The sequence below is a fragment of the Nocardia thailandica NBRC 100428 genome (assembly GCF_000308795.1).
Classification (GTDB): Bacteria; Actinomycetota; Actinomycetes; order Mycobacteriales; family Mycobacteriaceae; genus Nocardia; species Nocardia thailandica.
On the sequence record NZ_BAGK01000176.1, the window covers coordinates 12,547 to 33,161 of the forward strand.

Here is a 20,615-nt window from a genome sequence, read left to right on the forward strand (position 1 = left end):
GCCTCCCGGCGATGGTTCAGACGGTTCCGTCCACCTCCACCACCACGCTCTCCGTAGACGCGTCCTTCGTTTCGAATCGCACCACCCGGGAATCCCGTCCGAGCGCGGTGGCGGGGGCGATGAAGCCGAAGGTCAGCACGATCTTGCCGGGGTCGAGGGTGCCGTCGGGGGCGATGTCGGCGAGGTGGGCGGGTTCCACCACCGGGTGGACCAGGATCGCGCCGCGTCGCGGGGCTACCAGGGATTCGGTGGCCGGATCACCTGAATATTCCATTGCGCCGGCGACGCGGCGGGCGATGGTGCGGTGCCAGTGGTAGCTGATGGTGCCGAAGAGGGGGTCTCGGCGGCGGGCCCGGTCCCAGCGGGGTAGGAGGTGGTCGGCGAGGGGGAGTTGGGCGGCGGTGCGGTTGGGGTAGGGGCACAGGAGGGCCCAGTCGCGGACGTCGCCGTCGGCGGTGATCGCGCGCAGGTATTCGAGGTCGGGGGCGAATTGGCGTTCGGCGCGCCAGCGCAGCGATTCGAGGACGTCGAGGACGCGGTCGGCGGCGACCAGGGTGTGGTGGGCGCCGACCTCGTGGGTGCTCGCGCCGTCGGGGAAGTGGTAGGAGAAGGAGGTGGGGGCGGTGGACAGGTCGCGGAGCAGGGGTGCCCAGGCGCAGACGTTGTGGCGCAGGTCGGCGCCGCTGGTCGGGTAGGCGGTGGGTTCGCGCCAGCGGCCGGGTGAGCGGACCTCGACCAGTCTGGCGTTGTACATCTTGTTCTTGCTCGTGGGCGGGAGCAGCGGCAGGTGCTGGGAGACCAGCGGCGGGACCTGCGCGGGGGTGACCTGCGGTTCGCCGTCGACGGTGGTGGCGTACTGGCGCAGTTCCCGGCGGAAGGCGTCCTCGTCCTGGCAGATCGCCTCGAACATCTGGTAGAGGTCGAAAGTCTTTCGGCCGGGGCCGGATTCCTCGCGGCCGATGTAGAGGCGGACGAGGTCGCGGTAGCCGCGGCGGAAGCCGAACCAGCGGCCCATCTGCATGAGGGCGGACATGTTGCCCGCGCGACGGCGGAAATAGGAGACGGTGAGGCCCTCGACGGTGAAGCCGCGGGCCAGTTTCTGGCCGCCGACGAGGATCTTCCAGATGGGGCGTTTGTCGAAGTCGGCCTCGCCGGTCTCCACGGCGGTGTCGCCGTTGACGACGATGATCGGCTGCTGGTCGCCGCCGATGCGGAAGACGGCGGGGGCGAGGTGGGGGCGCAGGTCGTCGAAGGACGGCGGGACGGGGTCGCCGTCGGCGCGGGCGGCGCTGACCAGGGCGACGTCGGTGTCGAAGAGTTCGCGCAGGCGGGCGTGGCCGCCGGGGCCCGCGTAGTCGGCGTCCCGCCAGATGCCGGTGAGGCGGGCGAACAGGTCCCGATGGTCGGCGACGAAGCTGGATTCGTGGACGAGCATGGTGTGGTGGGTGAAGTAGCCGTCGCCCAGGCCGTGTTCCTCGCGGTAGATCTTCATCGCGGCGGCCAGCACGAACATGTCCACGGCCTGGACGAGCGCGTCGGTGTCGTCCTCGTCGGCGACGACGACGTCGCGGACGTGGGCCTTCTCGTTCGAGTTGGCATAGGTGCGTTCGTGTTCGGGGACCGCGGAGTCGATGTCGTGGAAGTCGGTGGCGCCCATGTAGCCGAGCGGGCGTTCCAGGGAGAGCAGGAAGTCCTTGGGGAAGATGTCGGCGGCGTCGGAGGGATCGATGAAGACGTTGGCGTACGGGGTGGCCGTGTAGCCGAGGTATTGGGCGCGCGGGAGCATCGTGAGCAGCTCGGACAGGGACTGGTTGATGGCGGTGCGCTCGGTGTCGGTGGTGAGCCGGGTGGTGTTGACCGAGGCCTCGTCGGATTCGTCGTCGATGATAAGGACGGGGATCTCCGAGAGCGGGGTCTTGATCTTCCGCAGGTCCTTCACCAGCTTGGTCAGGACGGTCTTGTTCTTCTTGACGACCATCAGCCGCGCCGCCGTGTGCGGCAGATTCGCCGGGTCGTACAGCGGGAGTGCGGGCTCGCGCTTCTCGAACTCGAGGGCGTAGATGCCCTGCTGGAGGCTGCGGTAGTCGTTGTCGCGGGTGGTGAGGCGGTGGATGTCGAACCAGCCCTGCAGCGACGGCAGCTCGCCGAGTTCCAGGAAGCGGCGCTCGATCCAGGCCGGGTCGTCGCGGTAGTCGGATTCGTGGTCGGCGGCGCCGCGCAGGATGTTCTCGCGGCCGACGAGTTCCATGTCGAGCCGGCGCTGGGTCTGGGCGCGCAGCAGGTTCAGGGTGCCCGAGAGCACGATCACCAGGCGGTATCCGGCGTCGAGCGCCTTGGCGACGACGCCGGTGAAGTTGGCGGTCTTGCCGGACTGGACGTAGCCGACGACCAGCCCCTTGGCCTGGTAGGCGGTCGGCGAGGTCGGGTCGGCGAGACGTTCGACCACCGCGTCGGTGGCGGCGTCGAGATCGGCGACCGCCTCGGCGGACCAGTGCTTGCCGGTCAGCAACAGGCGGTAGTTGTTCCAGTAGCCCTCGCGGCTGTGCCGGGAGAACTTCTGCGAGCGGTGGCGATACCAGGGCTCGAAGCGCTGCCCGATGACCACCGGCGGCGGCAGGGCGGGGACGGGCGCGTTGGCCTCCAGGAGTTTCGCGGTGGCGAGGTCGACGCCGAGGCGCAGGCAGAGGTGCGCGCGGCGCTCGTCGGTGCGGGGTTCGGCGTCCGACCAGTCGGGGGACGGCTCGAAGTCCCACTGGTAGAGCCGGGTCCGCCACATCCGCACGAGGTCGGCGTTCTCGGTGACGAGCAGCAGGGCCTCGCGGAAGTCCTCCTCGGTGGCGAACTCCGCGGCCCCGGCCAGGTCCTCGGCCTGGTAGCGCATGGACGACACGAGGTTGCGCGGCCGGGTCCCGGCCATCTCCCCCAGCACCGCCTCGTGCAGCCGCAGCCGGATCGCGGCGGCACTCACGCGTCGGCCTGATCGAACTCGGCGCGCGCGGCGGCCAGCAGCACCGACTGCCACAGCTGCAGATTGTCCCTGGTCCGTGGTCCGTTGAACTCCTTGCCGAACACCTCCTGGACCAGGAAGTACATGAGCGCCTTCACCATCGGGGCGTCGTCGGGGGTGGCGCGGCGGCCGCCGTTCAGCGCGGTGCGGTAGCGGCGGTTCAGGGCCAGGGTGCGGGTGTCGCGGTCGATGTCGAAGAACACGTCGTCGGAGAGTTTGCGCCACTCGACGGCGATGGGGTCCTCGCCGGGCAGGGCGGGCAGTTCCTCGTCGAGGGTCTCGCGCAGCGGGGCGGCGAAGCCGCGGCCCGCGGGGATCACCGGCTTGCGGACGGCGCCCGCGCGGCGACGCGCCTCGCGATAGACGTGCTGGGCGTCGGTGAGGTAGTCGGCGAAGGTGCGGCCCCGATCGTCGACGGCCTTCTCCAGCGCGGCGGTGAACTCCGGGGACACCTCGACGCCCTCCTTCTTCACCGTCAGGCGGAAGGTGTCGCCGATGTCGGCGGGCAGGTTCACGTCGACGCGGGCAAGGGCGAGGTGCTGCTCGGGCTGGCGGAAGGTGTTCCAGCCACCGGCCTGGACGACGCGCTGGTTGCGGTAGAAGTAGAAGCCCTGGCGGTCGAGCACGCTGCCGAACGCCTTGTATTCGCTCAGCGAGGACTTCGGCGGCCAGATGTGGGCGGTGAGCTCGACCCGGCCGATCCCGGCGAGTTCGGCGGCGAAGACGCGCGGATAGTCGGGATGACCGGAGACGGGGTAGCCGAACGGATCGAGGGCAACCACACCGAAATTGGCGTAGATGTCACCGGTGCGGACGTCCTCGACGGCGATGGTGATGTGGAAATCGTCACGGGACAGGAACCGGTGCAGCTGGACGCCGAGGTGCAGGCCGAGGCGCGCGATGGTGCGGTCGAGGTAGCGGCCGGTCTGGGCGGACCCGACGTTGCGCGGAAAGTCCTTGACACCGTCCCAGCGGATCACGGTGCCCTGCCAGGTGATCGGGCAGCCGTGGTAGCGGTCGATGAGCGACTGGGCGTAGCCGGGGTCGACGATGTCGCACTGGAAGTCGGCGCGGGCGCGTTCCATGGCCCAGCGGCGGCCTGCGGGCCGGGACTTCCGCGTCCGGCTCACCACCGTCAGCGACGACGCCTGGCTCAGCGACGCCGATTTCAGGCCGGTGCCGAACATGCCGAGCGCGTCGTCGGCGTAGTCGCGGCGGCCGCCGACGGTCATCGCCACGTCGAGCTCCTCCTCGGACATGCCGCGGCCGTCGTCGATGATCAGCAGGCTGAGCAGGTCGTCGCCGTCGCGCAGGAAATGCACGACGACGTCGCGCGCCCCGGCGTCGATGGAGTTGTCGACGAGGTCGGCGACGGCGGCTTCGAAGCCGTAGCCCTGGCTGGTGAGGGCCTCCATGTAGCGGGCGTCGGGGGGCAGGTACCGGCTGCCCGTCGTCGGAACCTCGAACTGCCAATCGGCTTGCATAACCACCCCGGACGCGTCGTAAACCTCTTCGAGAGAAGGAATCTACGCGCTGGGCGGGGACGGGGCGCGGTGTTCGGCGGCTGCCCGCGGGCTACCCGCCGGTACGTCGGCTCGGCCGAAATCCGTGGCGAACCAGCGGCCGAGGGAGTCCGCCGGGAACGGGCGCGGGTGGTAGGTGCCAGGGACGCGCCGCACGGCCGTGATGCGGTCGAAGCGGAAGGTGCGCCAGTCGTCGCGGTCGACGTCGAAACCGACCAGGTACCAGCGGCCGTCGCCCAGCACGTGCCGGTAGGGGTCGACGGTCCTGGTCGTGGCCTGTCCGTGCCGGTCGCGGTAATCGAAACGCAGGCGGCCGGATTCGGCGACGGCGTCCGCGACCAGTCCGACGGTGGCCGCGGGGACGGCGTGGTCCTGGTCGAGCACGGCGACGGCGAGGTCGACGGCGGCGGCGCGGCGCCGCAGGGACCCCGGCAGGATCTGCTCCAGTTTCGCCAGGGCGGTGGCGGCGCTGTCGTCGCCCCGGAGCCGGGGCGCGGCCATCCGCAGGCCGGCGATGAGCGCGACCACCTCGTCCGCGGTGAACCGCAGCGGCGGGATCGAGGTGCCCGGCCCGAGCCGGTATCCGCTGCCCGGCCCCGGCCGCACCCGGATCGGGTAGCCGAGCCCGCGCAATCGGTCGACGTCCCGCCGGACGGTGCGGACGCCCACCCCGAGCCGGGCGGCCAGCGTCGCGGCGGGCCAGGCGCCGCCCGTCTGCAGGAGGCCGAGCAGGGTCAGGGTGCGCGCCGTCGGATCCTGGTCCATGCCGCCATTGTGCGACGAGTGGCGGACAGGATCCGGCTGCCACCGTGCCTAGCGTGGGGGTCGTACCCGAGGAGAGGATTCGGCCATGCGCATCGCTGTCACCACGCCGACCGGGAATGTCGGCAGCCACGTCGTCGCCATGCTGGTGCGGGCGGGGATTCGTCCGCTCGTGCTGGCCCGCCGTCCCGCCCGACTGCCCGCGGCGCTCCGGCCCGCGGTGGACACGCGGGAGGTGGACCAGTTCGACAGCGCGGCGGTGGTCGCGGCGACGGCGGGTGTGGACGCCCTGTACTGGGTGGACCCACCCGCCGCGAGCCCGGACCCGCTGCACGACTATGCCCGCGCGACCGCCTCGGTCGCCGAGGCCGTGCGGCGCAACGGGATCGGGCGGGTCGTGTTCCAGAGCAGCGCCGGGGCCGAACTGCGGCACGGCGCCGGGGAGATCGACGGGCTCGCGGGCACCGAGGTCGCCCTCGACCGCACCGGCGCGGACATGACGCACCTGCGCTGCGGCTACTTCTTCAGCAATCTCGGGTTCCAGACCGAGGCCATCCGCGTCGGCCTGCTGCGGGTGTCGCTCCCGGTCGATCAGCCGTTCCCGTGGGTGGCGCCGCGCGACATCGCCGAGGTCGCCGTCACCCGGCTGCTGTCCACGGCCTGGCGCGGCAGGCACGTGCAGGGGGTGCACGGCCCGGAGGACCTGTCGTGGCGGCGGGTCGCCGACCTGCTGACCGATGCCACCGGGCGCACCGTGCGCGTCGAACAGGTACCCGACGACGTGCAGCGCGAGCAGTTGCTGGCGGCGGGGCTGAGCGAGGCCGGCGCGGCGGCGACGATCGGGATGTCGGCCTGGATGCGCGAGGGGTTCGCCGTCGAGCAGCCGCGCTCGGTGTTCACCACGACCCCGACCACCCTGGCCGAATGGCTGACGGCCGAACTGCGGGTGTGAGGCTGCGTAGAGTGGCGCCGGTGGGAGCGGTGTGGCAGTCCTGGGGACACGTGCTGATCGCCTGTGCCCTCGCGGCGCCGGTCGCGGCCGTGCTCGTCGTGACGCTCGCCCGCCGCCGGGTCCGCCGCGGCGTCCCGGCGCGGATCGCGCTGCGCCACACCGTCGCCGAGATCGGCGTGCTCGCGGGCACGCTGCCCTGGGTGTGGATGATCCTCACCCCGGCGGGCGGCCCGGGCGCGGTCAGTCTCGTCCCGCTCGTCGACCTCGCCGCCACCCTCCGCGACGAGCCGGGCACGGCCCTGGTCCAGGTCGGGGCCAATTCGCTGCTGTTCCTCCCGCTCGGATTCCTGCTGCCGCTGCGCTTTCCGCGGCTGGCCGGTGTCGCGCGGATGACCGCGGTCGGCGCGGCGGCGTCGGCGGTGCTCGAGCTGTGCCAATACGTCTTCGATCTCGGGCGGGTCAGCTCGGTCGACGACGTCCTGATGAACGCCACCGGGGCGGCGATCGGCGCGGGCATCGGCGCCGTCCACGCCGCGCGGCTCCGGCGGGGGCGCTCGGTGAGCGACCGGGCGCTCGCCCGGCTCGGCCTGCCGCGGCCGGTCTCCGAGACCTGACCGCTCAGGCCGTGGCGTCCGGCCGGTCGATCGCCTGCGGTCCGGAACCTCGCGTGGCGCGCCGGAATCGGCTCCCCCATTCGCTCACCAGCTCCACCAGTTCCGGCGGTTGCAGGATCCGGAAGTCGGCGCCCGCCGTGCCGAGGGCCAGCAGGGGCCAGTGCAGTTCGTCGGCGGTGAGGTCGACGCGGGTGCGGTCCCCGGGCAGGGCGGTGACGGTGCACCAGCGACCGATGCGCGCCGAGACCACGTCGGCGGGGGCCTCGATCTCGGCGACGACCTCGTGGACGATGCGGCGGGAACCGATGCCGTCCCGGACGAAGCTGGCCGCGTCGGGCGCGGGCAGCTCGCGGGGACGGAAACGCGCGCCGGTGGGACGGGACTCGGCGATGCGGTCGACGCGGAAACTGCGCCAGTCGTGGCGGGTCAGGTCGTAGGCGACCAGGTACCAGCGGCGGCCGAGCGAGACCAGGCGGTGGGGTTCCACCTCGCGGTCGGTCCGCGCCTTGTCGGCGGCGGTGTAGGTGATGCGAAGACGTTCCTCGGCGCGGCAGGTCAGGGCGAGATCGGTGAGGACGGCGGGGTCGACGTCGGAGAGCGGCACGCCGCCCCACGTGCCCGCGACGGTCATCGCCCGCAGGGCGTCGACCCGGCGGCGCAGCCGCGTCGGCAGGACGGTCACGATCTTGGCCAGGGCGCGGATCGACGGTTCGGCCAGGCCGTCCACCGCGCCCTGGGAGCCCGCCTGCAGGCAGACGGTCAGGGCGACGGCCTCGTCGTCGTCGACGACCAGCGGCGGCATGGCCGCGCCCGCGGCGAGCTGGTAGCCGCCGTCGACGCCGGGGCGGGCGTCGACGGGATAGCCGAGGTCGCGCAGGCGGTCGATGTCGCGGCGCAGGGTGCGGGCCGAGACACCGAGGCGCTCGGACAGTTCGGTGCCCGGCCAGTAGCGGTGGGTCTGCAGCAGCGACAGCAGACGCAGGGTGCGCGCACTCGTATCAGCCATATTTCGAGTATCGCGGTCATTGCGGACATAAACTGGCCGCAATGGGTTCTACCGTGGTATTCACACCGACCGGGAAAGGACACCAGCCCATGACCACAGCCTCGCTCCCCCAGCTCGACGCCGAACGTGCCGACCTCCTCGAGACCCTCGGCAAGGCGCGCCACTTCCTGCGCTACACCGCCCAGAACCTCACCGACGAGCAGGCCGGGCAGCGGACCACCGTCAGCGAACTGTGCGTCGGCGGCCTGATCAAGCACGTCACGGCGGTCGAGAAGAACTGGGCGACCTTCATCCTGGAGGGCCCCGCCGCGGCGCCGAGCTTCGACGAGATGACCGAGGAGGACATCGCGCGCTGGAGCAGCCAGTTCCGGATGCTGCCCGAGGACACCCTCGCCGACGTGCTCGCCACCTACGAGGCCGTGGCCGCCGAGACCGACCGCCTGGTGCGGGAGGTGCCGGACCTGAACCTGTCCCACCCGCTCCCCGAGGCGCCGTGGTTCGAGCCCGGCGCCCGCTGGACCGTGCGCCGCACCCTGATGCACATCGCCGCCGAGACCGCCCAGCACGCGGGCCACGCCGACATCATCCGCGAGGCGCTGGACGGGCAGAAGTCCATGGGCTGAGTGCGCGCCGCCGCCGCGTGACCGTAGGGTGTGTCCGGACCGATCGGTAATCGGAGGGGGCACAATGTATCCATCTGCGGCCGCGCCGCGGCGCGCGTCGGGGGCGACGGCGATCGCCGCGGCGGTGTTGGCCTTCGCGGGAGCGGTGGTCTGGGCGGGGGCCGCGGTGCCCACAGTGTCCGGGCTGGTCGAGTACGGAACGGACTGGTTCGGCTGGGCGGACCTGCCCGGGCGGATGTCGCCGCTGCACCGGTGGCTCGCGCTGACCGATCTGCTGCTGGTGATCCTGTTGATCTTCGGCGGGGCGCTGCTGCTGGTCCGCAGCCTGGCCGGACAGGTCGTGACGGCTCTCGCCTGCGGGTATGTGCTGGTGAGCTACGCCGCCGTCGCGCTCGAGCACGTCGAGTTCCACCAGCTGTCGGAGGCGCCGCGGTACCTGGGGCATTCGCCGCTGACCGGGACGTTCGGCACCGGCTTCGAGGCACCGTGGTTCGCCGGCCCGGCACTGCTGGTGTTCCCCGTCCTGACCCTCGTCTGCACGCTCCTGCCGTCGACCACCCGATGGCGCCGGGACGGCGGAGCGTACGCGGGACCGACGTCCCCACCGGTGGGGTACGCGCCCGGACATCCGGGCTACGCCCCCCAGGCCGGCCATCCCGGCGTGCCCGGGCAGCACCAGGGACACCCGGGTTTCCCGGCCCCGCCACACCGCTGATCCTCGGAGGGCGCGCGCGAAACCGCGACGGGTGACACCGACCATCGACGACAGTATCGGGGGACCATGTATCCGACACCGGGAACACCACTACCGCGGAGCTTCCCGCCCGCTGCGTATCCACGACCGGGTGCGCCGCGCTGAACGGCATCTTCGGCACCGGCTTCCTGCCGCCGTGGCAGCACGCGCCCGCGCTGCTGATCTTCCCCCTGGCCGCCCTGATCCTCGCACTGCTGCCTGCCACCGGGAAGTGGTGCGGGACAACACCTCCGCCGCCGGGATTCCCGGGGTCATACCGGCAGTAGCCGACCGATCACCTCGGCCAGTTGCTGGACGGTGCGGCATTCGTGCATCGTGACGACCTCGGCGTAGGTGTGGGCGGCCGAGTCGCCGGTGTTCCAGGACCGCGACGGTTCGGGGTTCAGCCAGTAGACGGCCTTGGCGCGGTCGATCATCGCTTCCAGCGCGGCCAGATTCGGGTCGGTGCGGTTGGTGCGGGCGTCGCCGAGGATCAGGACGCAGGTGCGGGGTCCGAGTGCGTCGAGGTAGTTGTCGTGGAAGCCCTGCAGGGCCTCGCCGTAGTTGCTCGAGCCGAAACGGGCCACCCCCGCCTCGCGGACGATGGTGCGCGCGAAGCCGGGTTCGGGGGGCTCGCCGGGGGTGAAGTAGGACGTGATCTCGGCGCAGGTGTCGACGAAACCGAAGCTGCGGACCTTGCTGAACTGGTCCTGCAGGGCCTGCACCAGCTGCAGGGTGAACTCGGCGAAGCCGGTGACCGAGCCGGAGACGTCGGCCAGGACGACCAGGTCGGGTCGGCCGTGGCGCCGCGCGCGCAGGACGGGGTCCACGGGCACACCGCCGGTGGCCATCGAGCGGCGCAGGGTCCGGCGCAGGTCGATCTGCCCGCGCACGGCCTTCTTCCGCCGCACGGCGAGGCGGGTGGCGAGCTTGCGGGCCAGCGGGTGGACGAGGCGGCGCATCTCGGCCAGGTCCTGTTCGCGGGCGCCGAGGAAATCGGTGCGGTCGGCGGAGTTCTCGACGCCGCGGCGGGCGATGTAGTCGGTGCCGCGCAGTTCGGCGGACCGCAGCCTGGCCTCGGTCTGCACCTGCGCGCGGAAACGGTCGACCCGGCGGCGGGCCTCGATGGTGTGCACGGCGGAGTCGAACTGCCCCGTGCCACCCATGGTCTGGGCGACCTGCTCGGAGATCTCGTCGGGGCGCAGGGATTTCATGGTCAGATAGGACGACCAGCCCGCGCCGGACGCCTGGGTGACCCGCCCCGCGCTCTCCCCCGCGCCCCCGTACGCGCCGAAGGTGTCGAGGGCCTCGCGCGCCAGCCGCGCCGTGTCGGCGCCCTGGACGAGCGTGGCGATCAGCTTCTCGCGCAGCGCTTCCGGATCGTCGTCCGGGCGGGCGGGCGGGAGCTCGAGGCCGAGGAAGTACAGGTCGAAGAGCTGGTCGAAGACCGCGCGCTGTCCGTTCCGGCGCAGCAGGCACGCGGCGAGGCCCGCGCGCAGACGGTCCGGATCGCCGGTGCCGAGCGCGACGATCGCGTGGCCCGCGTCGACGGTCTCGCTGGGACCGGCGAGGATGCCGTGCTCGCGCAGGACGCCGACGAAGTCGACGAGTCGGTCCGTGAGGGGCGCCGCGGCGGTGGTCATCGCTCGTCGCCGGCGTCGAGGGCGAGCCTGCGCACCGCGACCCGGTGGTCGGACTGGTATTTCAACAGCACGCCCAACGTCGAGCGCACCACGCCCGCGGTCAGTTCCCGGGTGCGCAGCGCGACCAGGGTCTTGGCCCAGTCGACGGTTTCGGCGATCGACGGCGCCTTGCGCAGCGGGAGCTGCCGCAGCGCGGCCACGGTGCCCACCACCGGATCGGCGAGGGCGGCGTCCAGTTCCGGGACCTTCAGCCGCACGATGGCCCGTTCGAGCTCGGCGGTCGGATAGTCGATGTGCAGGTAGAGGCAGCGGCGTTTGAGCGCCTCGGACAGGTCGCGGTTGGCGTTGGAGGTCAGGATGACGAACGGGCGCCGCACGGCCGTGACGGTGCCCAGTTCGGGGATGGAGACCTGGAAGTCGCCGAGCACCTCGAGCAGCAGCCCCTCGAGTTCGACGTCGGCCTTGTCGAGCTCGTCGATGAGCAGCACGGTCGGGTCGGGGTCGCGGATGGCGGCCAGCAGCGGGCGGGCCAGCAGGAATTCCTCGGTGAACACGTGGTCGCGGGTGCTGTCCCAGCCGTCGCCGCGCGAGGCGGTGATGCGCAGGAGCTGCTTGGCGTGGTTCCACTCGTATAGGGCGCGCGCCTCGTCGATGCCCTCGTAGCACTGCAGGCGCAGCAGCCGCGCGTCGGCGGCGCTCGCGACGGCCTTGGCGAGCTCGGTCTTGCCGACCCCGGCAGGCCCCTCGATGAGCAGGGGCTTGCCGAGGCGGTCGGCCAGGAAGACCGCGGTGGCGATATCGGTGGACGGCAGGTAGCCGGCCTCGGTCAATCGCTGGGTCACCGCGTCGACCGACGCAAAGAACTTACTCATCGGTAGCCAGTTTACCCGGCGCCCGATCGCGCCGGTCAGTACGCGTGCGGCGCCGCGGTGAGGCGGCCGGAGTCGATCGCCGCCAGCAGCGAATCACGATCGGCGGCGGTCTGATCGGCGTAGGCGAGGGCGAACTCGGCCATCGCCCTGTCGAACTTGTCGCTGTTGCCGAGGTAGGCGTGGATCGCCATCCGGTCGCCGGAGCGGGCGTGCGCGCGGGCCAGCACGCCGCCGCACAGGCCGGCGTAGTTGGCCAGCTGCGTGTGATCGAGGGCGCCGATGTCGGCCGATCCCTTCATGTCCTTGAGCTGGCGCCAGTAGAAGAAGCGCCCGGCCGGACCCGTCGCCCAGCCGAGGAAGATGTCGCTGGCGGCCTGCATCAGCCGCTGGCCCGCCACCACCCGATGCCCCTGGTGCTGGTAACGGCTCGGCTTGAGATGCGCGGCGAGCACCGACGCCTCGGCTTCCTTGACCTGCAGGAACAGCGGCGTCCCCGACTCCTTGTCCATCATCAGCACGATGAAGCAGCGGGTACCGACCGAGCCGACACCGACCACCTTCATCGCCATGTCGACCACGACGTGCCGATCGAGCAGGATGCGGCGCTCGTCGGGCAGGCTGCGGCGGAAGTCGCCCAGGATCTCCTTGACCACCTTCTCGTCGAGGATCTCGATCGGCACCAGCAGCGGCGGCTGGTTCTTGATCCGGGGGATCCCGTTGGCGTCGGGCTCGGTGAGCTTGTCCAGCGCCTGCAGGCTCGTGCGCTTGCGCGCCGATTCCATGGTCTTCTCGGCGACCCGGCGGCCTTTGGGCTTCTGCACCATCGACAGCACCCGATCGGCGTCGACGCGCTCGTACCAGATCGACAGGGAATCGAGTTCGGCCATCGCCGCCATCGACTCGCGGTATCCGCGGGCCGCGACCTCCGCGGCCGCCGCGGCGCGGTCGTCGGAACACCCGTTGTCGCGCGCGGCGACCGCGACGCTGGCGGCCAGGCGTTTGACGTCCCACTCGAACGGGCCGGGCAGCGTCTCGTCGAAGTCGTTGACATCGAAGATGAGGTTGCGTTCCGGGGAGGCGAACAGGCCGAAGTTCGACAGGTGCGCGTCACCGCAGAGCTGCACGGTCAGCCCGGTGTTCTCGCTCGCGGCCAGATCGGCCGCCATCACCGCGGGGGCGCCGCGCAGAAAGGTGAACGGGGAGATGGCCATTCGGGCGTACCGGATCGGCACGAGCTCCGGCACGCGGGTCTGGCCCTGCCGTTCGAGAATGGCGATCGGGTCCTCCCGATCCGGTCCGGCGCCCCAGCTCCCCAGCGCCGAACGGGAGATCGTCTTGCGCGCGGCCCGTCCCTGATCCACGGCGCTGCGGGCGAAATCCTCCACGGTTGTCATCGGGCAAGTGTTGCGCTACCCCGTCGGCACGGCAAGGACCTGCGCGGCACCGATGCCGAGCCGTGTTTTACCGCCGCGCGGCAACCCCCGGAACGCGACGGAGCCCGCCGGATTCCGGCGGGCTCCGTGCGTGCGAGACGGGACCTTACGCGGTCTCGGTGATCGGGCGGTCGACCCAGCTCATCAGGCCGCGCAGCTTGGCGCCGGTGACCTCGATCGGGTGCTCGGCGTTGGCCTTGCGCAGACCCTCGAGCTCCTTGTTGCCGCCCTCGACGTTGGCGACGAGGCGCTTGACGAAGGTGCCGTCCTGGATGTCGGCCAGGATCGCCTTCATGCGCTCCTTGGTGCCCGCGTCGATGACGCGCGGACCCGACAGGTAGCCACCGAACTCGGCGGTGTCGGAGACCGAGTAGTTCATGCGGGCGATGCCGCCCTCGTACATGAGGTCGACGATCAGCTTCAGCTCGTGCAGGACCTCGAAGTAGGCCATCTCCGGCGCGTAGCCGGCCTCGACCATGACCTCGAAACCGGTCTTGACCAGTTCCTCGGTGCCACCACAGAGGACGGCCTGCTCACCGAACAGGTCGGTCTCGGTCTCTTCCTTGAAGGTGGTCTTGATGACGCCGGCGCGGGTGCCGCCGATGCCCTTGGCGTAGGACAGCGCCAGGGCCTGGCCCTCGCCGGTCGGGTCCTGGTCGACCGCGATCAGGGCCGGGACGCCCTTGCCGTCGACGAACTGGCGGCGGACCAGGTGGCCCGGGCCCTTCGGGGCGACCATGGCGACGGTGACGTTGGCCGGAGCCTTGATCAGACCGAAGTGGATGTTCAGGCCGTGGCCGAAGAACAGCGCGTCGCCGTCCTTCAGGTTGGGCTCGATGTCGTTGGTGAAGATGGAGGCCTGCGCGGTGTCGGGCGCCAGCACCATGATCACGTCGGCCCACTCGGCGACCTCGGCGGGGGTGCCGACGGTCAGACCGGCCTCTTCGGCCTTCGGACGCGACTTCGAGCCCTCCGCGAGGCCGACGCGCACATCGACGCCGGAGTCACGCAGGCTCAGCGAGTGCGCGTGGCCCTGGCTGCCGTAGCCGATCACCGCGACCTTGCGGCCCTGGATGATCGACAGGTCGGCGTCGTCGTCGTAGAACATCTCGACTGCCACTTGGTTGGTCCCTTCTGGAGAATCGGTAGAACGAAGTTTATTTGCGGGGCGGATGCCCCAGGTCGGCGGGTGGCCGCGCGGGGCTAACGGGTCGCCGTGATCGACTTGGGTCCGCGGCCGACCGCGACCACGCCCGACTGGACGATCTCGCGGATGCCGTAGGGCTCGAGCATGCGCAGCAGCGCGTCGAGCTTGGAGCGGGTACCGGTCGCCTCGACGGTGAGCGCGTCGGGCGAGACGTCGATCACCTTGGCGCGGAACAGCTGCACGGCCTCGATGACCTGGGTGCGCACGCTCGCGTCGGCGCGCACCTTCACCAGGATCAGCTCGCGGGCCACCGACGCGTCGGCGTCCTGCTCGACGATCTTGATGACGTTGACCAGCTTGTTGAGCTGCTTGGTCACCTGCTCGAGCGGGAGGTCCTCCACGGTCACGACGATGGTCATGCGGGAGATCTCGGGCACCTCGGTGCCGCCGACGGCCAGCGACTGGATGTTGAAGCCGCGGCGGGAGAACAGGCTCGCCACGCGCGCGAGCACGCCGGGCTTGTCCTCCACCAGCACGGAGAGGGTGTGGGTGCTGCTCGTCATGCTGCTGCCTCCTGGCATGCTCGGGCGCCCTGCGTCATCACGCGGGCCGCCTCCTCCGGGCGCTGACCGTTCATGCCTCGGGGTCCTTCTGTGCGGAAGCCTGCTCGCGTTCCATCGCCTCGTGGATGATCGCCGGCTCGGCGACCTGCTCGTCCTCGTCGAAGAGCGGACGGATGCCGCGGGCGAACATGATCTCGTCGTTGCCGGTGCCCGCGGCGACCATCGGCCACACCTGGGCGTCCTTGCCGACGATGAAGTCGATGACCACGGGGCGGTCGTTGATCGCCTGGGCCTGCCGGATGGCGGGCTCGACGTCCTCTTCCTTCTCCACACGGATACCGACGCAGCCCAGCGCCTCGGCCAGCTTGACGAAGTCCGGGATGCGCAGGGTGTGCGTGCCCAGGTCGGTGTTGGAGTAGCGCTCCTCGTAGAACAGGGTCTGCCACTGGCGGACCATGCCGAGGTTGCCGTTGTTGATCAGCGCGACCTTGATCGGCACGCCCTCGACGGCGCAGGTGGCCAACTCCTGGTTGGTCATCTGGAAGCAGCCGTCGCCGTCGACCGCCCAGACCTCCTTGTCCGGGGCGCCCATCTTGGCGCCCATGGCCGCGGGCACCGCGTAGCCCATGGTGCCGAGGCCACCGGAGTTCAGCCAGGTGCGCGGGTTCTCGTAGGAGATGAACTGCGCGGCCCACATCTGGTGCTGGCCGACGCCCGCGCAGTAGACCGCCTCGGGACCGGCCAGGCGGCCCAGGGTCTCGATGACGAACTCCGGCGACAGCGCGCCGTCGGACGGCGCGGTGTAACCCAGCGGGTAGGTGTCGCGGATGCCGCCCAGGTAGGACCACCACTCGTCGAGCTTCAGCAGCGGCGCGTCGCCTGCCTGCGGGTCGGCCTTGAGGGTCTCGATCAGCTCGGCGATGACCTCGCGGGCGTCGCCGACGATCGGGACGTCGGCGTGGCGGTTCTTGCCGATCTCGGCCGGGTCGATGTCGGCGTGGATGACGCGGGCGTCGGGGGCGAAGGAGCTGAGCTGGCCGGTGACGCGGTCGTCGAAGCGCGCGCCGAGGGTGATCAGCAGGTCCGACTTCTGCAGCGCGGCGACGGCGCCGACGGTGCCGTGCATGCCCGGCATGCCCATGTTGAGCCGGTGGCTGTCGGGGAACGCGCCCCGGGCCATCAGGGTGGTGACGACCGGGATGCCGGTCAGCTCGGCCAGCTCGATCAGCTCGGCGGAGGCGTCGGCCTTGATCACGCCGCCGCCCACGTACAGCACGGGCGCCTTGGACTCGAGGATCATCCGGGCGGCCTCGCGGACCTGCTTGCCGTGCGGCTTGGTGACCGGGCGGTAGCCGGGCAGGCGCATCTCCGGCGGCCAGCTGAAGGTGGTCTGGGCCTGCAGGGCGTCCTTGGTGATGTCGACCAGCACGGCGCCGGGGCGACCGGAGGCGGCCAGGTAGAACGCCTCGGCCAGGGTACGCGGGATCTCGGCGGCGTCGGTCACCAGGAAGTTGTGCTTGGTGCACGCCATGGTGATGCCGGAGATGTCGGCTTCCTGGAAGGCGTCGGTGCCGACCAGGGTGGTCGCGACCTGGCCGGTGATGGCCACGATCGGGACCGAGTCCATCTGGGCGTCGGCGATCGGGGTGACCAGGTTGGTGGCGCCGGGGCCGGATGTGGCCATACACACACCGACCTTGCCGGTCACCTGGGCGTAGCCGGTGGCGGCGTGACCCGCGCCCTGCTCGTGACGGACGAGGACGTGGCGGACCTTGGTGGAATCGAACAGCGGGTCGTAGACCGGGAGGATGGCGCCGCCGGGAATGCCGAAGACGGTGTCGACGTCGAGCTCCTCGAGGGACCGGACCACCGACTGCGCGCCGGTGACCCGCTCGGGCGGGACCTGGCGGCGGGTGGGACTGGTCGCCGGGCCGGCAGCATTGGGCTGACCGGCCGAAGGCGCTGACCTGCGGGCCGAGGGCCCGGGCCGTGCGGTAGGTGCGCTCACCGTCTTCGTTCCTAACTTGTCGTTCCGAAACCCGGACAACACTTGTGTGTTTGACACGCGGTGGTCGCTGCGCGCCGGTGCCGGAGAAACCCCGGACACAAAAAAGCCCCCGACAGCACAGGGCTGTTCGAGGGTGGCGCGTCGCGACGCGAGCTGACGTAATTCGACTCAGGCAGTCAGGCTCAACGCGGGACGCGCCGGCCGAGTACGAGCAACTCGTTTCGATTCACACGCACGACGTTAAGCGGGTGTGAACCGAAGAGTCAAACAGATGACTCAGGGCGTCCCATTATGTGGGACTCGAGTGGTTGCTTGGGTCCTACACCAGGGATGCGAGGATAGGGGGGTGTCATCACCGCATCAGTCCGTGCCACCGGGTAAATCGTCCCACACCGCCGAGGCGGCGACCGTAACGGGTCGCGCCTCCGGGCAGGGCGGCCTCCGCTCGGCCGGTCCCGGCAGACTCGCCGCCATCGCCGCGATCGTGCTGGCCTACGTCGCGTTCGTCGTCGTCGGCACGATCTCGGACTGGCCGCTCTCGCTGCGGATCGGCCTGCTGGTACCCACCGCGGTGATCGTCTGGCTGCTCGTGCCACGCAAGGCGAGCACGCCGGAGCCGGGCGTCACGGTGATCGGCATCCCCAAGCTCGCCTACATCGGTGTGCTGGTTCTCACGTTCTGCGTGTTCTTCACGTTCGTCGGATGGCCCGCCGCGCTGTGGTGGCTGATGCTGCTGCCGGTGCTCGCGGCCTTCTGGGTGACTCGGACCCACACCACGGTCTCGGACTCCGGCCTCGCGCTGAGCTCGCTGCTCGGCAGGCGCGAGCTGGACTGGGCGCAGGTCAAGGGCATCAGCATCCCCAAGCGCGGCTACATCAGGGCCCGCCTGGTCGACGACTCGGAGATGAAGCTGCCCGGGGTCACCTACGACCGGCTGCGCGAACTCATCGACGCCTCCGGCGGCCGCCTGCCCGACGTGTTCGCCAGCGCAGCCGAGGCCGAGGAGGCCGCCTACCGGGCGGCCCGCGAGGCCGAGACAGGCGAGACCGGCGGGACCGGCGGCGGTACGGAACAATCCGGCTCCTGACCGGCGTTGCCCCCGGTAGGCTGGTGAGAAACCGGCCCGGGTACCCGTCGTCGTCGACACAGCGGCACCGAGTACCCACCGCCCGCTCCGGCTCACCCACCGGCAGCTCCCGCGCCGACGGCACGACCGCGGCGACACCCCGAACCACCCGGCCGACGTGCCCGGCGAGCACACCCGCACTGCCCCGAGCGGCGGGTGCGCCGCGGAGTAACGTGGACCGCCGCCGACGTATTGCGCTCTTCGCCGGCCAGCCCCCGGCGAAACCGCCAACATCAAGGATGAGTCATGCCTCCGCTTCGTTCCCGAACCACCACCATCGGCCGTAATGCCGCGGGTGCGCGCTCGCTCTGGCGCGCCACCGGTATGACCGACTCCGATTTCGGCAAGCCGATCGTCGCCATCGCGAACTCCTACACCCAGTTCGTGCCGGGTCACGTGCACCTGAAGAACGTGGGCGAGATCGTCGCCGAGGCCGTGCGCGCCGCCGGTGGCGTGCCGCGCGAGTTCCACACCATCGCCGTCGACGACGGCATCGCCATGGGCCACGGCGGCATGCTCTACTCGCTGCCCTCGCGCGAGATCATCGCCGACTCCGTCGAGTACATGGCCAACGCCCACACCGCCGACGCGCTGGTCTGTATCTCCAACTGCGACAAGATCACCCCCGGCATGCTCAACGCCGCCATGCGGCTCAACATCCCCGCCGTGTTCGTCTCCGGCGGGCCGATGGAGGCGGGCAAGGCGGTCGTGGTCGGCGGGGTCGCGCAGGCGCCGACCGACCTGATCACCGCCATCTCGGCCTCGGCCAACAGCAACGTGACCGAGGAGGGCCTGGACGAGGTCGAGCGCTCGGCCTGCCCGACCTGCGGCTCCTGCTCGGGCATGTTCACCGCCAACTCGATGAACTGCCTGACCGAGGCCCTCGGTCTTGCGCTGCCGGGCAACGGCTCCACGCTGGCCACCCACGAGGCCCGGCGCGCGCTGTTCGAGCGGGCGGGCACCGTCATCGTCGACATCGCCAACCGCTGGTACCGCGACGACGACGCCTCGGTGCTGCCGCGCAACGTCGCCAACGCCAAGGCCTTCCGCAACGCCATGGCCCTCGACGTCGCCATGGGCGGCTCCACCAACACCGTGCTGCACACGCTGGCCGCCGCGCAGGAGGGCGAGATCGACTTCGATCTGTCCACCATCGACGAGATCAGCCGCCGGGTGCCCTGCCTGTCCAAGGTCTCCCCCAACTCCGATTACCACATGGAGGACGTGCACCGCGCGGGCGGCATCCCGGCCATCCTCGGCGAGCTGCGCCGCGGCGGCCTGCTGCACACCGACGTGTCCACCGTGCACACCGCCGACTTCGACGAGTGGCTCGACACCTGGGACATCCGCTCGGGCAAGGCGTCCGACGAGGCGCTGGAACTGTTCCACGCCGCCCCGGGTGGCGTGCGGACCACCGAGCCGTTCTCCACCGGCAACCGCTGGTCCTCGCTGGACACCGACGCCGCGGGCGGCTGCATCCGCGACATCGAGCACGCCTACACCGTCGAGGGCGGCCTGTGCGTGCTGCGCGGCAACATCGCCCCCGACGGCGCCATCCTCAAGACCGCGGGCATCGACGAGGACCTGTTCACCTTCGAGGGCCCGGCCGTGGTGGTCGAGTCCCAGGAGGAGGCGGTCTCGGTGATCCTCGGCAAGAAGATCAAGCCCGGCGACGTCGTCGTCGTCCGCTACGAGGGGCCGTCCGGCGGCCCCGGCATGCAGGAGATGCTGCACCCGACCGCGTTCCTCAAGGGCGCGGGCCTCGGCAAGGAGTGCGCGCTGATCACCGACGGCCGCTTCTCCGGCGGTACCTCGGGCCTGTCGATCGGCCACATCTCCCCCGAGGCCGCCTCCGGTGGCGCCATCGGCCTCATCGAGGACGGCGACCGCATCCGCATCGACGTGCACACCCGCGCGCTGGAACTGCTGGTCTCCGACGAGGTGCTGGCCGAGCGCCGCGCCAAGATGGAGGCCCGCGAACGGCCGTGGCAGCCGCTGGACCGCGAACGCCCGGTCACCAACGCGCTGCGCGCCTACGCGGCGCTGGCGACCTCGGCCGACAAGGGCGCCGTCCGCAAGGTGTTGTGACGGACGGGCCGACATGACGATGCCCCCGGGATCTCCCGGGGGCATCGTCGTGTCAGGGCGCGGTGCTCACCACGGGCCGATGCCGGTCAGCGGGTTGCCGCCGTGCAGGAACCACCAGGTGCCGATCGCGGCGGCGACGGCGAGGACCAGGACGAGGAACGAGCCGTAGGCGGGCCGGGTCGACCAGCCGCGGCCGCGGTCCAGCGACAGCCGCCCCGGGCCGGTCAGCAGGATGGCGACGGCGGCGCCCGCGAGGATGGTCTCGTACTCGACACCGGTCTTGACGCCGTTGTTGAACTGGAAGCCGGGGATCATGCCCTGCTTCCACAGCCACGCGTCCAGGATCGTGGCCAGCACCGCGCCGGCGGCCAGCGGGGTGGCCAGGCCGAGGACGAGCAGCGCGCCGCCGCCGACCTCGCCCGCGACGACCAGCGCGGTGGCCAGGGAGGGATGGTCCCAGCCGCCGGTCTCCATCATCGCCTTGGTGCCGTCGAGGCCGGGGCCGTGGAACCAGC

Annotated in this window: 17 protein-coding genes; 6 read left to right on the top strand and 11 right to left on the bottom strand. The window is 71.1% G+C overall.

The annotated features are described in order from the left end of the window. Positions 1-16: 16 nt before the first annotated feature. The 3 genes from ON36_RS19075 to ON36_RS19085 are packed head-to-tail and all read right to left on the bottom strand — an operon-like array spanning position 17 to position 5,295. Entirely contained in the window at positions 17-2,968 is a 2,952-nt protein-coding gene (locus ON36_RS19075) for a Z1 domain-containing protein (RefSeq protein ID WP_043655288.1), read from the bottom strand. Beyond that, a complete protein-coding gene (locus ON36_RS19080) occupies positions 2,965-4,491 on the bottom strand; it encodes an ATP-binding protein (protein WP_043655290.1) in 1,527 nt (508 codons plus the stop codon). The genes ON36_RS19075 and ON36_RS19080 overlap by 4 nt, the downstream gene beginning before the upstream one ends. A gap of 42 nt (positions 4,492-4,533) precedes the next feature. Then, on the bottom strand, positions 4,534-5,295 hold the full coding sequence (locus ON36_RS19085) for a helix-turn-helix transcriptional regulator (RefSeq protein WP_052314128.1): 762 nt from the start codon (positions 5,293-5,295) through the stop codon (positions 4,534-4,536). Between the two features lie 85 nt (positions 5,296-5,380). Here ON36_RS19085 and ON36_RS19090 point away from each other — a divergent pair, with 85 nt between their 5' ends. Beyond that, complete coding sequence (locus tag ON36_RS19090) at positions 5,381-6,244, top strand: NAD(P)H-binding protein (protein WP_043655293.1); 864 nt, start codon at positions 5,381-5,383, stop codon at positions 6,242-6,244. A 20-nt stretch (positions 6,245-6,264) separates the two neighbouring features. Next, on the top strand, positions 6,265-6,858 hold the full coding sequence (locus ON36_RS19095; RefSeq protein ID WP_218001218.1) for a VanZ family protein: 594 nt from the start codon (positions 6,265-6,267) through the stop codon (positions 6,856-6,858). A gap of 4 nt (positions 6,859-6,862) precedes the next feature. Here ON36_RS19095 and ON36_RS19100 read toward each other — a convergent pair whose 3' ends face one another. Next, a complete protein-coding gene (locus tag ON36_RS19100) occupies positions 6,863-7,864 on the bottom strand; it encodes a helix-turn-helix transcriptional regulator (protein WP_043655295.1) in 1,002 nt (333 codons plus the stop codon). An 89-nt stretch (positions 7,865-7,953) separates the two neighbouring features. On the opposite strand from ON36_RS19100, the gene ON36_RS19105 reads away from it, so the two are divergent. Both ON36_RS19105 and ON36_RS19110 read left to right on the top strand, forming a co-directional pair. Beyond that, a complete protein-coding gene (locus tag ON36_RS19105) occupies positions 7,954-8,487 on the top strand; it encodes a DinB family protein (RefSeq protein WP_043655298.1) in 534 nt (177 codons plus the stop codon). A gap of 64 nt (positions 8,488-8,551) precedes the next feature. Continuing rightward, positions 8,552-9,202 carry a hypothetical protein gene (locus ON36_RS19110; protein WP_043655301.1) on the top strand — a complete coding sequence of 217 codons (651 nt, stop codon included), beginning with the start codon at positions 8,552-8,554 and terminating at the stop codon, positions 9,200-9,202. Between the two features lie 290 nt (positions 9,203-9,492). Here the strand turns inward: ON36_RS19110 and ON36_RS19115 are convergent, their stop codons facing one another. The 6 genes from ON36_RS19115 to ON36_RS19140 all read right to left on the bottom strand — a co-directional run bounded on the left by ON36_RS19115 (position 9,493) and on the right by ON36_RS19140 (position 16,886). Next, positions 9,493-10,863 (bottom strand): vWA domain-containing protein, encoded by a 1,371-nt coding sequence (locus tag ON36_RS19115; RefSeq protein WP_043655304.1) that lies wholly within the window; start codon positions 10,861-10,863, stop codon positions 9,493-9,495. Continuing rightward, positions 10,860-11,735 carry an AAA family ATPase gene (locus ON36_RS19120; RefSeq protein ID WP_043655307.1) on the bottom strand — a complete coding sequence of 292 codons (876 nt, stop codon included), beginning with the start codon at positions 11,733-11,735 and terminating at the stop codon, positions 10,860-10,862. Before ON36_RS19120 ends, ON36_RS19115 begins: the two co-directional genes overlap by 4 nt. A 35-nt stretch (positions 11,736-11,770) precedes the next feature. Continuing rightward, the gene (locus ON36_RS19125) at positions 11,771-13,129 is read right to left on the bottom strand and encodes a DUF2252 domain-containing protein (RefSeq protein ID WP_043655308.1); all 1,359 of its coding nucleotides are present in this window, start codon (positions 13,127-13,129) and stop codon (positions 11,771-11,773) included. A gap of 145 nt (positions 13,130-13,274) precedes the next feature. After that, positions 13,275-14,276 carry a ketol-acid reductoisomerase gene (gene ilvC / locus ON36_RS19130; RefSeq protein ID WP_174377590.1) on the bottom strand — a complete coding sequence of 334 codons (1,002 nt, stop codon included), beginning with the start codon at positions 14,274-14,276 and terminating at the stop codon, positions 13,275-13,277. 95 nt (positions 14,277-14,371) lie between these two features. Further along, on the bottom strand, positions 14,372-14,878 hold the full coding sequence (gene ilvN / locus ON36_RS19135; RefSeq protein WP_043655314.1) for an acetolactate synthase small subunit: 507 nt from the start codon (positions 14,876-14,878) through the stop codon (positions 14,372-14,374). A gap of 70 nt (positions 14,879-14,948) precedes the next feature. Then, on the bottom strand, positions 14,949-16,886 hold the full coding sequence (locus tag ON36_RS19140) for an acetolactate synthase large subunit (RefSeq protein ID WP_043655316.1): 1,938 nt from the start codon (positions 16,884-16,886) through the stop codon (positions 14,949-14,951). Between the two features lie 346 nt (positions 16,887-17,232). On the opposite strand from ON36_RS19140, the gene ON36_RS19145 reads away from it, so the two are divergent. Next, positions 17,233-17,973 (top strand): PH domain-containing protein, encoded by a 741-nt coding sequence (locus ON36_RS19145; protein WP_245558130.1) that lies wholly within the window; start codon positions 17,233-17,235, stop codon positions 17,971-17,973. 285 nt (positions 17,974-18,258) lie between these two features. Then, the gene (gene ilvD / locus ON36_RS19150; protein ID WP_043655318.1) at positions 18,259-20,100 is read left to right on the top strand and encodes a dihydroxy-acid dehydratase; all 1,842 of its coding nucleotides are present in this window, start codon (positions 18,259-18,261) and stop codon (positions 20,098-20,100) included. A 66-nt stretch (positions 20,101-20,166) separates the two neighbouring features. Here ilvD and ON36_RS19155 read toward each other — a convergent pair. Beyond that, on the bottom strand, positions 20,167-20,615 hold a 449-nt coding region (locus ON36_RS19155; protein ID WP_043655320.1), incomplete at its 5' end, for a DoxX family protein.

What these genes read in the sequence shown, in the direction of transcription:
- ON36_RS19080 (WP_043655290.1), bottom strand. Translation starts at nt 4,491, where the DNA reads ATGCAAGCCGATTGGCAGTTCGAGGTTCCGACGACGGGCAGCCGGTAC.
- ON36_RS19085 (WP_052314128.1), bottom strand. Translation starts at nt 5,295, where the DNA reads ATGGACCAGGATCCGACGGCGCGCACCCTGACCCTGCTCGGCCTCCTG.
- ON36_RS19090 (WP_043655293.1), top strand. Translation starts at nt 5,381, where the DNA reads ATGCGCATCGCTGTCACCACGCCGACCGGGAATGTCGGCAGCCACGTC.
- ON36_RS19100 (WP_043655295.1), bottom strand. Translation starts at nt 7,864, where the DNA reads ATGGCTGATACGAGTGCGCGCACCCTGCGTCTGCTGTCGCTGCTGCAG.
- ON36_RS19105 (WP_043655298.1), top strand. Translation starts at nt 7,954, where the DNA reads ATGACCACAGCCTCGCTCCCCCAGCTCGACGCCGAACGTGCCGACCTC.
- ON36_RS19110 (WP_043655301.1), top strand. Translation starts at nt 8,552, where the DNA reads ATGTATCCATCTGCGGCCGCGCCGCGGCGCGCGTCGGGGGCGACGGCG.
- ON36_RS19115 (WP_043655304.1), bottom strand. Translation starts at nt 10,863, where the DNA reads ATGACCACCGCCGCGGCGCCCCTCACGGACCGACTCGTCGACTTCGTC.
- ON36_RS19120 (WP_043655307.1), bottom strand. Translation starts at nt 11,735, where the DNA reads ATGAGTAAGTTCTTTGCGTCGGTCGACGCGGTGACCCAGCGATTGACC.
- ON36_RS19125 (WP_043655308.1), bottom strand. Translation starts at nt 13,129, where the DNA reads ATGACAACCGTGGAGGATTTCGCCCGCAGCGCCGTGGATCAGGGACGG.
- ilvC (WP_174377590.1), bottom strand. Translation starts at nt 14,276, where the DNA reads ATGTTCTACGACGACGACGCCGACCTGTCGATCATCCAGGGCCGCAAG.
- ilvN (WP_043655314.1), bottom strand. Translation starts at nt 14,878, where the DNA reads ATGACGAGCAGCACCCACACCCTCTCCGTGCTGGTGGAGGACAAGCCC.
- ilvD (WP_043655318.1), top strand. Translation starts at nt 18,259, where the DNA reads ATGCCTCCGCTTCGTTCCCGAACCACCACCATCGGCCGTAATGCCGCG.